The organism is Microcoleus sp. T3_B1 (assembly GCF_036700445.1).
Classification (GTDB): Bacteria; Cyanobacteriota; Cyanobacteriia; order Cyanobacteriales; family Microcoleaceae; genus Microcoleus.
Window position 1 is genome coordinate 1 of record NZ_JAUBOX010000065.1, and the last position, 13,267, is coordinate 13,267.

13 protein-coding genes are annotated in these 13,267 nt (G+C 45.1%); 9 read left to right on the top strand and 4 right to left on the bottom strand.

What is annotated here, in order from left to right:
* Nucleotides 1-276: 276 nt before the first annotated feature.
* From QT990_RS26250 to QT990_RS26290, 9 genes are all read left to right on the top strand, one after another.
* A complete protein-coding gene (locus QT990_RS26250; RefSeq protein ID WP_333144474.1) occupies nt 277-696 on the top strand; it encodes a GIY-YIG nuclease family protein in 420 nt (139 codons plus the stop codon).
* A 5-nt stretch (nt 697-701) separates the two neighbouring features.
* Entirely contained in the window at nt 702-908 is a 207-nt protein-coding gene (locus tag QT990_RS26255; RefSeq protein WP_006631417.1) for a hypothetical protein, read from the top strand.
* A gap of 190 nt (nt 909-1,098) precedes the next feature.
* Nucleotides 1,099-1,743 carry a peptidase M15 gene (locus QT990_RS26260; protein WP_333144475.1) on the top strand — a complete coding sequence of 215 codons (645 nt, stop codon included), beginning with the start codon at nt 1,099-1,101 and terminating at the stop codon, nt 1,741-1,743.
* 605 nt (nt 1,744-2,348) lie between these two features.
* Complete coding sequence (locus QT990_RS26265) at nt 2,349-3,773, top strand: aspartate ammonia-lyase (RefSeq protein ID WP_333144476.1); 1,425 nt, start codon at nt 2,349-2,351, stop codon at nt 3,771-3,773.
* A gap of 173 nt (nt 3,774-3,946) precedes the next feature.
* Nucleotides 3,947-4,273 (top strand): hypothetical protein, encoded by a 327-nt coding sequence (locus tag QT990_RS26270; protein WP_333144477.1) that lies wholly within the window; start codon nt 3,947-3,949, stop codon nt 4,271-4,273.
* Nucleotides 4,274-4,398: 125 nt separating this feature from the next.
* Complete coding sequence (locus QT990_RS26275) at nt 4,399-5,358, top strand: DUF362 domain-containing protein (RefSeq protein WP_333144478.1); 960 nt, start codon at nt 4,399-4,401, stop codon at nt 5,356-5,358.
* A 209-nt stretch (nt 5,359-5,567) separates the two neighbouring features.
* Nucleotides 5,568-5,723 (top strand): hypothetical protein, encoded by a 156-nt coding sequence (locus tag QT990_RS26280; protein WP_333144479.1) that lies wholly within the window; start codon nt 5,568-5,570, stop codon nt 5,721-5,723.
* A gap of 208 nt (nt 5,724-5,931) precedes the next feature.
* Nucleotides 5,932-6,927, top strand: a complete 996-nt coding sequence (locus QT990_RS26285) for a class I SAM-dependent methyltransferase (RefSeq protein WP_333144480.1) — start codon at nt 5,932-5,934, stop codon at nt 6,925-6,927.
* 265 nt (nt 6,928-7,192) lie between these two features.
* On the top strand, nt 7,193-8,347 hold the full coding sequence (locus QT990_RS26290) for a transposase (RefSeq protein ID WP_333309607.1): 1,155 nt from the start codon (nt 7,193-7,195) through the stop codon (nt 8,345-8,347).
* Nucleotides 8,348-8,810: 463 nt separating this feature from the next.
* Here QT990_RS26290 and QT990_RS26295 read toward each other — a convergent pair whose 3' ends face one another.
* The 4 genes from QT990_RS26295 to QT990_RS26310 form a co-directional block, all read right to left on the bottom strand.
* Complete coding sequence (locus QT990_RS26295) at nt 8,811-9,656, bottom strand: WecB/TagA/CpsF family glycosyltransferase (protein WP_333233842.1); 846 nt, start codon at nt 9,654-9,656, stop codon at nt 8,811-8,813.
* 78 nt (nt 9,657-9,734) lie between these two features.
* Nucleotides 9,735-10,817 carry an NAD-dependent epimerase/dehydratase family protein gene (locus QT990_RS26300; protein WP_333144484.1) on the bottom strand — a complete coding sequence of 361 codons (1,083 nt, stop codon included), beginning with the start codon at nt 10,815-10,817 and terminating at the stop codon, nt 9,735-9,737.
* Nucleotides 10,818-10,876: 59 nt separating this feature from the next.
* The gene (locus QT990_RS26305) at nt 10,877-12,106 is read right to left on the bottom strand and encodes a glycosyltransferase (RefSeq protein ID WP_333144485.1); all 1,230 of its coding nucleotides are present in this window, start codon (nt 12,104-12,106) and stop codon (nt 10,877-10,879) included.
* A complete protein-coding gene (locus QT990_RS26310; RefSeq protein ID WP_333144486.1) occupies nt 12,106-13,266 on the bottom strand; it encodes a glycosyltransferase family 4 protein in 1,161 nt (386 codons plus the stop codon). The genes QT990_RS26305 and QT990_RS26310 overlap by 1 nt, the downstream gene beginning before the upstream one ends.
* Nucleotide 13,267: the final 1 nt, after the last annotated feature.

Below are 13,267 nucleotides of genomic sequence, written 5' to 3' on the forward strand. Positions count from 1 at the left end.
TTTTAGTAGGCATTGACTTTTTATAAATATCATCATATTATACTATGCAATATGCGTTTTAGATGCTGAACAGCTTACTCCTGGACGCAGAAACCAGGTTTTTTACGGAAATAACTTTACATTTTTTACCGACAGGTGAAAGCCGATCGCTCGCCCCTTTCCCATATCCTAGAAAAACACAGGCACGGCCAAGGCTCAAATCAGCTCGGACTCGATCGCCTTCTCTGTGCGATCGCGCAGGAAACCATCCCTAGTTGATGATGGTTGTAACAGAATTTGTGGGATTATGATTTCTGTGCAATCAGCCTTCTTGCCTTCATGACAACGAATGATTCTGACATACAAATCCAAGCGCGAAGAATTCTAGACGCGATTGCTTTCATTCCTTTTGAGCAATGTCAACCCTTGACCCGTGGGTTTGAGAGCATTCCTGCGCGTCCTGGCATTTATGCAATCAGGCACAGAACTGATGGATTGCTCTACATCGGTAAAACCAAGAGCTTACGAGGTCGCTTCAGTGGTGGGCACAAAGCTTTTTTGTGGGCATGGCTCGATAAATATAGCGATGAAGACATACGGATTGCAGTACAGACAATTTCTCACTGGCAGAACCCTGCGTTACTATTGGAGCTAGAAGCCATCATTCTAAGAGCTACTGAACCCCCTTACAACGTCCAAATTCCAACTGAGATGTAAATGCCATGCAAGCCAAACTTCAAGAGCAACTTTCCCTCGCTGATGCCGAAGTTATTTTAGGACGTTTTCCTGAACGAATTCGTGCTGCCCTAATTGCTCGTGCTGCTGAAATTGAATACCCAATCGAAGCAGTCATTGAGATGGCGATCGCTAGTTTCCTTGACACAGAGGCATTAGGTTTTGCAGATTGCAAACCAGGACGCGGACAATAACAGCGTCAAGTGGCGATCGCCGCGGCCTAACAACCCGGTTGGAGCGGACTACCGAAAGATATTGGTGGTGATGCAAAAGTTATTTCTAGCCACTCAACCGGAACGTTGCTTTTGGCTGAAACAATGCTTCTAAATTATCTGCCAGTGTTTAAAATTAAGCTATTCACCTCTAATTGCTGGAGTTCAATCTATGAGAAAGCCACAAACTGTTAAAGCTTTGGAAGAGCTAGGACGGGTTCAACTCTCTAAGAGTTTTTTCATGCGTGAGTTTCTTTATTCAGAAATCTCTCAAATTGAAGGTATCCCTAACCTTCCTAGCGATCCTGACTTGGCGATCGCAGCAGGAAAGAATTTGTGTGAGAGGGTGCTTGAACCAATTCAAGATGCGCTTGGTCGGATTAGTATCCGCTCAGCCTATCGTTCTTGTGCGGTGAACGCCAAAGGAGCAGAGAATAAAAATCAGTACAACTGTGCCAGTAATGAGGCCAACTATGCAGAACATATCTGGGATGTAAAAGATTCAGAGGGGTATATGGGAGCAACAGTATGTATTATTGTTACATCATTCATCCCTTACTATGAGCGCACTCAAGATTGGACAGCATTGGCATGGTGGATACATGACCACATAGATGCTTATGCAGAAATGACCTTTTTCCCAAACTATGCAGCATTCAACATTAGGTGGAGCGAGAATCCTAATGTTTCAAAAACCATTTCTAGCTACGTAAGAAACCCGCACACTGGTAAGAATAGCGGGTATTTGACAAAGAAGGGGATGGATAATTTCTTAGGTTTGCATGGGCAGTTTTACCAAGAATTTATCGATCGCTGACTAACCATCGCCTTGAACCTCAATAGTATAACTGTAGCCCTGTTCAGTGAGCCATTAAAATCGTCGGTTTTTCCGGGAGGGCTGCGGTGGGAACAATGCTGGATATAGCCTTTACTGAAGCCGGAAAAATCGCAGAGGCACTTAAAGCCGATTATCAAAATATTTAGCGGGTGTTTGAAAGTTTTTGCTGGTTTGTTCGTGGGAGTTTAAGACTATGAGTGAAATGGATCTACTTGTATGATTATAGCTGACTCGCCTTGTCTGGGTGCGATCGCCCTTGCCGATTGACTAATTTTAGCTTTTGCAAACTGTCAATCGATTTGAGATTTGAGATTTGAGATTGAAGCCTAAGATGTGGGATAATTTTGTACGATCGGGACTTACGCATTACTGTAAAGTTGTCGGCGCGCGCCCAAAAGTAAGATCGCCCGTCAGCCGTGTTACCAAAAAAATTGCCAGTCCAGGACGCACAAAAACCTTCAGAAACCGGGTTTCTTGACAAAAAACTACGCTTTCAAACAGATTCCCCGACAAGAAACCCGGTTTCTGACCAACTGTGCGTAAGTTCTGTTTGCACAATTCCTAATTATCACAAACCAGACGATATGACTCAAAAGCCAACCGCAACCTACCGAACCGAAAGCGACTCGATGGGAGACAAACAAATCCCATCTAATGTCTACTACGGCATCCAAACTCTAAGGGCTATTGAAAATTTCCCGATTAGTGGCATTAAGCCTTTATCAACATACGTTGATGCTTGTGTTTTAATTAAAAAAGCAACGGCGATCGCCAATGGCGAACTCGGCTGCATTCCCCAAGACATCAGTCAAGCAATTGTCCAAGCAGCAGATGAAATCCTAGCTGGCAAATTGCGCGATCAATTTGTAGTTGATGTCTACCAAGCCGGCGCCGGAACTTCTCACCACATGAATGTTAATGAAGTTCTTTCAAATCGCGCTTTGGAAATTATGGGCGACGAAAAAGGCAACTACAAGCGCATTAGTCCTAACGATCATGTAAACTACGGTCAATCAACAAATGATGTGATTCCGACGGCGATTCGTATCGGCGGATTGTTGGCGTTAGAAAAGACTCTGTTTCCGGCTTTGTCGGATGCCGTAGTCGCCCTAGAAAACAAAGCCGAAGAATTCAAAGATATCGTTAAATCCGGCCGCACTCATATGCAAGATGCCGTACCTGTTCGACTCGGCGATACCTTCGGCGCTTGGGCGCAAATTCTCAGAGAACATACCTTGAGAATTGACAGGGCATCCGATGATTTGACATCCCTGGGATTGGGGGGAAGTGCGGCAGGAACAGGGTTAAACACTCACCCTGAATACTGTCAAAAAGTTGCGGAAATTCTCTCAGAATTAATCGATCACCCCCTGAAACCAGCAAGGCATTTAATGGCTGCTATGCAGAGTATGGCACCGTTTGTAAATGTCTCCGGTGCACTGCGAAATCTCGCTCAGGATTGCGTTAAAATGTCCCACGACTTGCGTTTGATGGACTCAGGGCCGAAAACGGGTTTGAAAGAAATTCAATTGCCTCCTGTGCAACCTGGTTCGTCGATTATGCCGGGAAAATACAATCCTGTGATGGCAGAAATGACATCGATGGTTTGTTTTCAAGTTATGGGTTACGATAGCGCGATCGCCCTTGCCGCCCAAGCGGGACAATTAGAATTGAACGTGATGATGCCCCTGATCGCCTACAATCTCATTCACAGCATCGAAATTTTGGGCAATACCATCAGCGCCCTGAGCACCAAATGCCTCGAAAAAATAGAAGCTAAGGGCGATCGGTGTCTCGCCTACGCAGAAGGTAGTCTCGCCCTCGTTACCGCCCTCAACACTCACATCGGCTATCTCAACGCCGCCGCTGTCGCCAAAGAATCTCTAGAAACCGGCAAATCTTTGCGGCAAATTGTGCTAGAAAGGGGTTTAATGAGTGCAGAAGACTTGGCAAAAGTTCTAGATTTAGAGAAAATGAGTGCTATGCCAACATCTTCTGCTAACGTATAGGATCTCGCAGGAATCAGCTAGAAACTAGAAGGCTGAACTCGATTTAATTCTGCCTTCTGCCTTCTGAGTTCTGCCCGATCGCTGTCACAGGTGAAAGTTAAACAATTCAGAATTCATTTTTTTTACATTTAATTCTGAATTTTTTTTATAGTCTAAAGTTGGGAGCAAGATTTATGCGCGCAGGTTCTTTTGCCAAATTAACTCAAGATAAAGAGAACACAACTCAAGTGACATTTCATTATGTGGAAGGTCAGGCTGAAACTTTCACTATTCCGATACCGGCACAAGAATTCCAAGAGGAAGTGCTGCATTTATTAAATCAACCTTGGTTGACTTTCCATTTAGCCGATCAAACGGTTTTTATCTGCACAGCCAGGGTGGTAAAAGTAGAAGTAAAACCTGCTATCCCTGAACTGCAAGGTCAAGGAATATTCTCTAACTCGCTGCGAGTTAGTACGATGCAGCGGGCGGCAGTTGGTAGATTGCCAACGAATAGTTAGGGTTCATTTGTATTGAGATTATTCTTGGTAACGCAGGCGCAGATCACCCTGCTTATGGTTTTATGTGCCTGTGTTACACTGAGATTATTCCCGATCGATAACCAATTACAAATTAATTCATAATTATGTCTGCTGTTAGTTTAATTCAGGCCAATTCCTACGATCGCCAAATCTTGCAAAAATCTTTAGAAAGTTTGCTGGCACCCTTGGGCGGAATCTCGGCTTTTGTCAAATCGGGCGATCGGGTTTTACTCAAACCCAATCTCCTCACCGGTTCTCGCCCTACAAAAGAATGTGTCACCCGCCCAGAATTGGTTTACTGCGTGGCGAAAATGGTCATTGAAGCGGGAGGAAAACCATTTTTAGGTGATAGTCCAGCTTTTGGCAGTGCAATGGGTGTAGCCAAAGCCAACGGTTATTTGCCACTGTTGGAAGAACTGAATTTGCCAGTAGTTGAGTTTCAAGGAAAACGCTACGAAACTGTCAGCGAAGATTTCAATCATCTGCGAATTTGCAAAGAAGCAATGGAAGCGGATGTAGTGATTAATTTGCCCAAACTCAAATCTCACGTTCAATTAACCGTGACAATGGGCGTGAAAAATTTGTTCGGCTGCGTCCCAGGCAAAATGAAGGCTTGGTGGCACATGGAAGCTGGCAAAGATAGCGCCAGATTCGGTGAAATGCTGGTTGAAACGGCCAGGGCAATTAACCCTAATTTGACGATTTTGGATGGCATTATCGGCCACGAAGGTAACGGGCCAAGCGGCGGGGAACCTAAGTTTTTGGGAATTTTGGCTGCCTCTGATGATGTGTTTGCTTTGGACAGAACTTTAGTTGAAATTATTAATGCTGATCCCGCGGCGGTTCCCACTGTAGCTGCGGCGATGAGATTGGGGCTTTGCTCGAATTTGGAGGATCTTGATTTTCCGCTTTTGCAGCCGGAAAATCTCAAGGTTTTGGATTGGAAGTTGCCGGAAAGTATGATGCCAATAGACTTTGGTATGCCGCGGGTGATTAAGTCTACTTTCAGGCATTTTTATATCCGGTTTATCAAAGAACGGATGGGGGCTTACGCCGATCGATAGGAGACCTTGGCGACCTCTACATAAAAATCCCTGCTTGTCAATCAGCTATTGTGATGAAGATTAAAGAAAAGTTTGGCTTCCCAACTCAACTGGGAGCTAAATTTTTATGTCAAGGCACCGTAGCGGGCGCAACATTTGCGTCCACCGATATATGAAATCGCAAATTTTATACTTCGCTTTTGCAATAAAATAAATAATATTACTTAGGTATGAAGGCAATAAAGCTTTTATTTATCTCGATCGCAGCCGACATCGCTACCCAGTTTTATAACTTAATTTATACTTTAATTATTGCTGAATTCCTAAATATAGGAAAACTTACTCACAGCCCGATCGCGGAATGTGTAGTTTTTTATTACACGTGACAAAGCAAGCTAAATGCGTTACCTTAAATGCGATGTAAGCTGAAAACCACCCCGCAGCAATCCTGTTTCCGAAACCTAATAATTTTGGGGCCGTCATCCGCTGTATTTCAGATTCCGCAATGGTCACTGGCACATAATTTATTTCCGGATTTGAAATCCAACATCAGTGGTTATTAGTACATCAAGTACCTAAATAATGAAAACTAAAATGCCAAGTCAAAATTGCTTAATTCCTACCGTCGTCTGTCCGATATCGGGACAGAATATGAAACCGTGGCTATTGATACCCGGTGATTGGCGCAGACCTGCAAACAAAGAATCCTTTCAATTGTACTGGTGCGAAAAGTCACAACTTGGATGCATTCATCCTTTACCCGAACTCAACAAAATCGCCAGTTTCTACGAGATTGACGACTACTATACTCATCATATAGACTCTACAGGTTCCGAGTCTTCCTCTTCTATTTCCTTCTGGGATAAATTACGCACGCATCTAGCTTGGCGTTTCGATCGCGGAGTAGATGTCACAAGTCAATGGTGGAAGCAACAGTTCGCGACTGCTTCCTGCTCGATATTAGAAATCGGTTGCGCCAACGGCCAAATGCTGCAAGAACTGCAAGCAGATGGTCACAAAGTCTGGGGCGTAGAACCCGATCGACAAGCTTTGGTTTTGGCCGAGCAGCGAGGTCTTGATGTATTTTATGGTACTGCTGAATCTTTGCCCCCGGAAGTCACGTCTAGACAGTACGACATGATTGTGATGAACCACGTACTCGAACATACCAGAGATCCTTTACTTGCACTCCGCAATGCCATGCAGTTGCTCGTGGATGGCGGCAAATTGGTGATGGAAGTACCAAATAACTCTTGTATTGGGCTGAAGTCATCAGGGATTGCATGGATGCATCTAGATGTACCAAGGCATTTGTATTTCTTCACACCGCAGAGCTTCCGCGCTATCTGTGAAAAAGCGGGATTTGAGATAATTTCTACTGAGTTTAATGGCTACTATCGCCAATTTGCCAACAGTTGGATCGATGATGAAAGAAAAATTTTGAGTGTGTTCGATTCAATGGAATCCCCTCGGATGGTAAAGCCCAAAGAAAACAGTAAGGCCCAAGCTTGGAATCTACTGCTGAAAACAATTTTTGCGGCTGATGAAAACAAGTACGATTCGATCCGGATTGTAGCCCAAAAGCCATAGCAAGAGCGAGGTAAGGGCAATAAACTTTTGGTTTTGTATCCAGTTTGGTTACCGAAAAACTGGGTCTAAAGCCCCGTCCTTCGTTTGACGGCTTTTCCTCTTTAAGTTTATCAATCCAGCCCTCTATAAGTTGGGTCATTGTTTTTTCTTTCTGTTTGGCAATTCTCCGCAGCTTCTCTAGCCGACTCACGGCAATGCGAATACTTAATCTTTCTCTGGTCATTTAGCTACCCAATTGCCACCCTATTATGTTATCGGAGTAAGCATGAAAGCAAGATATCAGTACCGTTTCTATCCAACAAGCCAACAGCAGCAGAGCTTAGCTCAGTTGTTCGGTTGCGTTCGTGTTGTGTATAACGATGCTCTTGCAATCTGCAAACAATCTCAAAAGAAGCCTAAATCGGCTGAACTCCAAAAGATTGTTATCACTCAGGCAAAAAAGACTGAGGAAAGAGCTTGGTTAGGCGAAGTCTCTGCAATTCCATTGCAACAGTCAGTGGCCGACTTAGAAGCAGCATTCAAAAACTTTTTTGAGTCTTGCAAGAGCAAAAGAAAAGGACGCAAAGTCGGCTATCCTAAGTTCAAAAAGCGCACAAACAGCCAGTCTGCAAGGTTGACTCGCGGAGGTTTCTCAATCAAAGGAGATGGAGTTTATCTAGCCAAGATCGGTATTGTTAAACCAATCTGGTCGAGGGAGCTACCCTCCGAGCCCAGTTCGGTCACGGTAATCAAAGACTGTGCGAACCGCTATTTACTCAGCTTTGTCGTAGAAATTCAACCCAATCGAGTTGATGCCAAGAACCAAAGTATCGGCATCGATTTGGGAATTAAAACTTTTGCGGTAATGAGTGATGGAACATCAGCCCAAAGTCCCAGTTACAAAAAGTTAGACCGAAAAATCCGCAAGCTGCAACGCAAGTTAGCCCGCCAGCCCAAAGACTCAAAGCGCCGGAACAAAACCCGCATTCAGATTGCCAAGCTCCACAATCAGATTGCTGATACTCGCAAGGATTTTTTGCACAAACTATCTACCAAGGTTGTCAGTGAAAACCAAACCATTGTCTTGGAAGATTTAAACGTGTCTGGCATGGTCAAAAACCGCAAAATTGCTAGGGCAATTAGTCTACAGGGATGGAGAGAATTTCGGGTATTGTGCGAGGCTAAATCTGAAAAGTTTGGGCGTGAGTTCGTAATTATTAGTCGATGGGAACCTACAAGCCAAACTTGCTCTGATTGCGGATATAAATGGGGAAAAATTGATTGGTCTGTGCGTTCTATACTTTGCTTAAATTGCGGTACAGAACACTACCGAGATGAAAACGCTTCGGTAAATATAGAAAAAGTCGGCCTGGGGCATCGGCACGACTCTAAATGTACGTCGAGACAGAGTAAGACTACCGGGCGTAGCGTCCGTCAATGAAGCGTAAAGAATCCCCACGCCTTCAGGCTGGGGAGTATGTCAAACAGTCACAATACTTTTGCGCTCCCTGCAATAATCCCCAATGCCAGGAGTTCGCTCAAACAAAATGCGGCTATTGACCCAGAAATCCACCTGACTCGATCGAGACTGACGCACAAACTTTGTATGTAGGGTGTGCAGTCGGCAGCTTACCACATAGATAAGGTAAAAATTGTTTTCGGGCGTAATATCCTTTCCGGTGGCATCGGAATTATATATTCGGATCATGTCAGTGGGAGCTTAAGAGCTCGCTACCCAAATCGCGAGCTCTTAAGCTCCCACTATAATTCCGATGCCACCGGATTTGATATCAGTTTTCTTGAATATGCGATCGTAGTTGCACCTCAAAACGATTAGTTACGATGTGTTTGCTTTTTAAATTTTTTCTTGTGAGCACCCATAATTCACCAAAAACTTTTAAATTTCAACCATATAATACTTCTTCTACAGGCGGCGTGGCGTCTGTGGGGTCGAACTGTTTGATTTTCAAAGCTTGTAGCAAAAACAGCCAGATATAAAGCGGATTCAAAAAAACATACCGCTGCCAAAGGCGCCGAGGTTCCTTCATCATCCGAAACAGCCATTCCAAACCTATTTTAGATAAAAAGTCAGGAGATTTAGCCAAATTACCCGCATGAAAATCGTAAGCAGCACCTACAGCAATCAATGGCATTGATAAGTCGTCCCGGTATTCGTAAGCCCAGACTTCTTGCCGGGGACACCCCAAACCGACAAAAGTAATTGCTGCACCGCTGTTGCGAATTTGCTGTGCAATTTCTTGTTTCTCTTGGGGCGACACGTGCCTAAATTTAGAAGGCTGAGTTCCAGCAATAATTAACTTGGGAAAACGCTGGCAGAGATTGCGAGATAAAGCTTCCAGTACAGAAGCTTGAGATCCGTACAAATAGATAGGTAATCCTTCTTCTGCCGCACGTTCGCAAATTTGTAACATCGCATTCGGCCCGCAAACTCGATCGGGCAATTCCGTATGGTAGAGCCAGTTTAACGCCCACCTGACAGGCTGTCCGTCTGGCAATACTAAGTCCATGTGATTAATCCGATAACGATGAGTGCTGTCGAGAACCCCAGTCATTACCCCGTGAACCGCGAGAGCAGAAACTGACATTGGTTTTCCGGCGCTGGCTGCCGCAATAATTTTGCTAACAGCCGCTTCATAATTAACGGCATTTACTAATATGCCCAGTACATTCTTTTTCCCTTTATCAATCATGGAGCACCTCTTTAAGTCAACGCTCGCGGTTACACTCATAAATCTCCCCTAAGATTTGTTTAACCTTGTATTCTTCAATCGTTTACCGAAATTCCCAGCACCTTCTTTTTGCCCGGCTCACTCATTGGCATCCTCTTTCAGCCAACGCTCGCGGTTACATTCATAAATCTCCTGTAAGATTTGTTTAACGTTATATTTCATTTTCCAGTTGGGATAGTGACTGGAAAATTTTGAATTGTCGCTAATCCACCAAATGTGATCGCCAATGCGATTCCCTTCAGCATAAGTCCAATTAAACTTGCGTTCTGCAATGGCCTCGCACATCTGGATAGCTTCTAACATCGAACAATTGCTGTACCTGCCTCCTCCTGTATTATAAACTTGGGCGCTTTTGGGAGCTTTATAAAATTCATAAAATGCCGAAATTAAATCAGCGCTATGAATGTTATCGCGAACTTGCTTGCCTTTGTAGCCAAACACGGTGTAAGGAGTTCCCGTGACAGCACACTTCATCAAGTAGGCGAGAAAGCCGTGCAATTGAGCTCCTGAGTGATTTGGCCCCGTCAAACAGCCGCCACGAAAACAAGCGGTGTTCATATCAAAATATCGACCGTATTCTTGGACTAAAATGTCAGCAGCTACCTTAGAAGCACCAAACAAACTGTGCAGGCACTGATCGATTGACATATCTTCCCGAATGCCACTTTCGTAAGTATGGCCGGGTTCAATTTCCCACCTGTGTTCTAATTCAATTAAAGGCAAACTGTTAGGCGTATCGCCGTATACTTTATTGGTAGAAGTGAAAATGAAAACCGCTTTAGGACAGTACAAGCGAGTTACTTCTAGAAGATTGAGAGTGCCGTTGGCATTGACGGTAAAGTCTATTTTCGGAGCACGGGAAGCCCAATCATGGCTGGGCTGAGCTGCTGTGTGAATTACTAATTCGATCGACTCGCCGTACCGCTGAAAGATATTGGTAATCGCTTCATAGTCGCGAATGTCCACATCTAAGTGATAATACTTGGTACCCAAAGACTTTTCGAGCAGTTGCCGGTTCCAGTTTGTAGAACCATCAGCACCAAAAAAGAACTGGCGCATATTATTGTCGATCCCAACTATATCTAAGCCTTGTTTGGCAAAGAACTGACACGCCTCAGAGCCAATTAAACCCGCCGAGCCAGTAATGATTGCAACGCCCACGTTTCACCGCCTGAAAAAATATAGTTTTCTTTGTTTTGCCCGATCGAACCCATCAGAAGTTATCCTGATTTTCTATAGACTATATCTTCGCACAATTGAGCAAAGAATTCGCCTTTAACATCCCAATCATATACTTCCCGGACGTGATTGCGACCTGCTTCACCCAAGCGCGATCGCAACTCTGCATCGCCGGCTAAATTAGCGATCGCCTCAGCTAGACCCTGCACTGCCTGTTCTGGATTGTAACCAGGTACTTTTATCCCCGTTTGCGCCGTCACTTGAGTAGCAGGCCCTCCCAGATCCAAGCAGATGATGGGGCGCCCCGCCGCCATCCCCTCCAAGCAAGTCCAGCCACCTGAATCGTGCAAGCTAGGGTGAATAAGTACATGAGACTCCCCTAGCTTACTCAAAGTTTCCTCGCGTGGCAGCCTCCCCCACAACTTAACTTGAGAGGCAATGCCCAAGTCCTGCGCTAGAGACTGAAGGCGAGCGCGTTCCGGGCCATCCCCCAGCAGCCAATATTCGGCATTCGGCAAGTTAGCTTGGGCAAATGCCCGCAACGCAAGGTGATAGCCCTTCCAGTGCAGCAGCCGCCCCATACTGATGAACCTGATCGGGGAAAGCCCTGGCATCTGGCACTCTCCCAGCCTCGCCATCTCTTCCTTCGACAGACACGCCTCGGAAAGCACCTGCACCTTTTTAGCACCCATCGCCCGCACCCGCTTCGCCGTGTCCTCCGTTGTCGCAAAAGCTAAGACACTTCGCCTAGCCGTCATCCTGGCAAAGGGATCGCTTTCGCCGAGCCGCTGTCCCCAATCTCGCGCCGTTTCGTAAAGTTTTGCCTTAAAGCTAAAATCAGCCCAAAAAGGTTTCGGGGCTGCTTCGCCACCGCCCACAGGCCCCCAAATAAAAGGAATAGGCAGCAGCGAGATGAAGCTGGGCGACCAAAATTTAACGTAGGTGACGTGGCGGGCGATATCGAAATTAATTTGGCGGTGGAGCTGGCGCGCCTCTAAATAAGCCAAAATTTGCCACAGGTAATAGTGCAATTGCAGCCCTCCCTGTCTACCTTTAAAGTTTTCGCTCCAGCCGAAAGGCTCAATGTAGACAAAGTGCAGGTTAGGGTTCGGGTACGTGGCCAGGAAGGCTTCAATAGCGGTACGGTAAAAGGTGCGAGTTAGTACCCAAACTTCTTGATGCTTGGCGGCTTCTACCACCGCATTCCAGCCCACTCCTTCCTCAGATCCTTGTCCGGGTTCGCAGGCAAAGGCAGATAAAAGAATTTTCATCAACTTTTCTCCAATACTAGCGAAGTCACATCTGCTATTAATTTCGCAGCATTTTCGGGTGTATGTTCAGCGATCAGTTGCTGGGATTTTTTGCCCATGATCGCTAACTTTTCTGGGCAATCAATCAAGTCCCGCATCGCGTTTGCAATACCTTCCGACTGATAGGGATCAAAAATATAACCATTTTCACCTTCAACGATCATTTCGCAAGCCCCAGCCCATTTTGAACACAAAACCGGCTTACCAAATGCCATCGCTTCTAGCACCACCATTCCCCAAGTATCTTCTAACGTAGGAAAAACAAACACATCAGCTTCTAGAAAATAAGAGCCCAAGTATCCGTATTCTATCCACCCTGTCCAAACAATTTGTTTTTCTAAACCCCATTCTTTTGTAAGTGCTTCTAGTTCCGATCGCTGTTCCCCGTCTCCAACGATAATGACTGTGTAATTCGAGTATCCCTTGCTTTGCAAAATTCTGCAAGCTTCTAACAGATTCTTAATCCCTTTGCGGGAAATTACTTGACCCACGCACAGAAAAATTGGGTGGGGGAATGACAAGGAGATAGACTTATTATTTTCTAACTTTTGTACCAAAGCTTTAGCATCAGGAACCATGTAAGGTTGAGCAAAGATATTACTTTCGGCAGCCCCAATCACTTCTACCAAATATTCTTTACCTCGGCGACTATTAGAAACAAAGGTATCAGCAAATTTACCCATCCAGCGTCGAATCGTCGATCGCACCTTAGAATCTCGAAAGTCTACATTCGGGGAACTACTTTCATAAACTAAAACCAATTGCCATTTCCCTATAGGCTTAAAGATTATAGCTACCAATGTCCAGATCGAAAATCCACTAGCAAAAATGACCTGGGGCTTGAATTGCAAAAGAGGAAAAATAATCCCCGGAGTAGCCTTAATATAACCACGACTGTACCCAGTTTCTATCTTTTGGGTGGTGATGAATTCAGTATCTCCCACAACTTCGACTACTTCTGTACCAGGAGCTTCCGGATCGTAGCGAGGCCAGAGGCGACCTGTATAAAAAATCGTGTTCGGAATCAGTTTTTTGAGCTCATGCAAAACCGGCGGCCAATAGGCCCCAAATTCTGCCGAAGGAACGAGCCAAGCAATGCGGAGTTCATTTCTATCAACCATC

Bases quoted from the DNA above. Each gene is read 5' to 3' on its own strand.
- QT990_RS26270 (WP_333144477.1), top strand. From the start codon at position 3,947: ATGCGCGCAGGTTCTTTTGCCAAATTAACTCAAGATAAAGAGAACACA.
- QT990_RS26280 (WP_333144479.1), top strand. From the start codon at position 5,568: ATGAAGGCAATAAAGCTTTTATTTATCTCGATCGCAGCCGACATCGCT.
- QT990_RS26295 (WP_333233842.1), bottom strand. From the start codon at position 9,656: ATGAGTGTAACCGCGAGCGTTGACTTAAAGAGGTGCTCCATGATTGAT.
- QT990_RS26285 (WP_333144480.1), top strand. From the start codon at position 5,932: ATGCCAAGTCAAAATTGCTTAATTCCTACCGTCGTCTGTCCGATATCG.
- QT990_RS26265 (WP_333144476.1), top strand. From the start codon at position 2,349: ATGACTCAAAAGCCAACCGCAACCTACCGAACCGAAAGCGACTCGATG.
- QT990_RS26290 (WP_333309607.1), top strand. From the start codon at position 7,193: ATGAAAGCAAGATATCAGTACCGTTTCTATCCAACAAGCCAACAGCAG.
- QT990_RS26255 (WP_006631417.1), top strand. From the start codon at position 702: ATGCAAGCCAAACTTCAAGAGCAACTTTCCCTCGCTGATGCCGAAGTT.
- QT990_RS26305 (WP_333144485.1), bottom strand. From the start codon at position 12,106: ATGAAAATTCTTTTATCTGCCTTTGCCTGCGAACCCGGACAAGGATCT.
- QT990_RS26310 (WP_333144486.1), bottom strand. From the start codon at position 13,266: ATGGTTGATAGAAATGAACTCCGCATTGCTTGGCTCGTTCCTTCGGCA.
- QT990_RS26275 (WP_333144478.1), top strand. From the start codon at position 4,399: ATGTCTGCTGTTAGTTTAATTCAGGCCAATTCCTACGATCGCCAAATC.
- QT990_RS26260 (WP_333144475.1), top strand. From the start codon at position 1,099: ATGAGAAAGCCACAAACTGTTAAAGCTTTGGAAGAGCTAGGACGGGTT.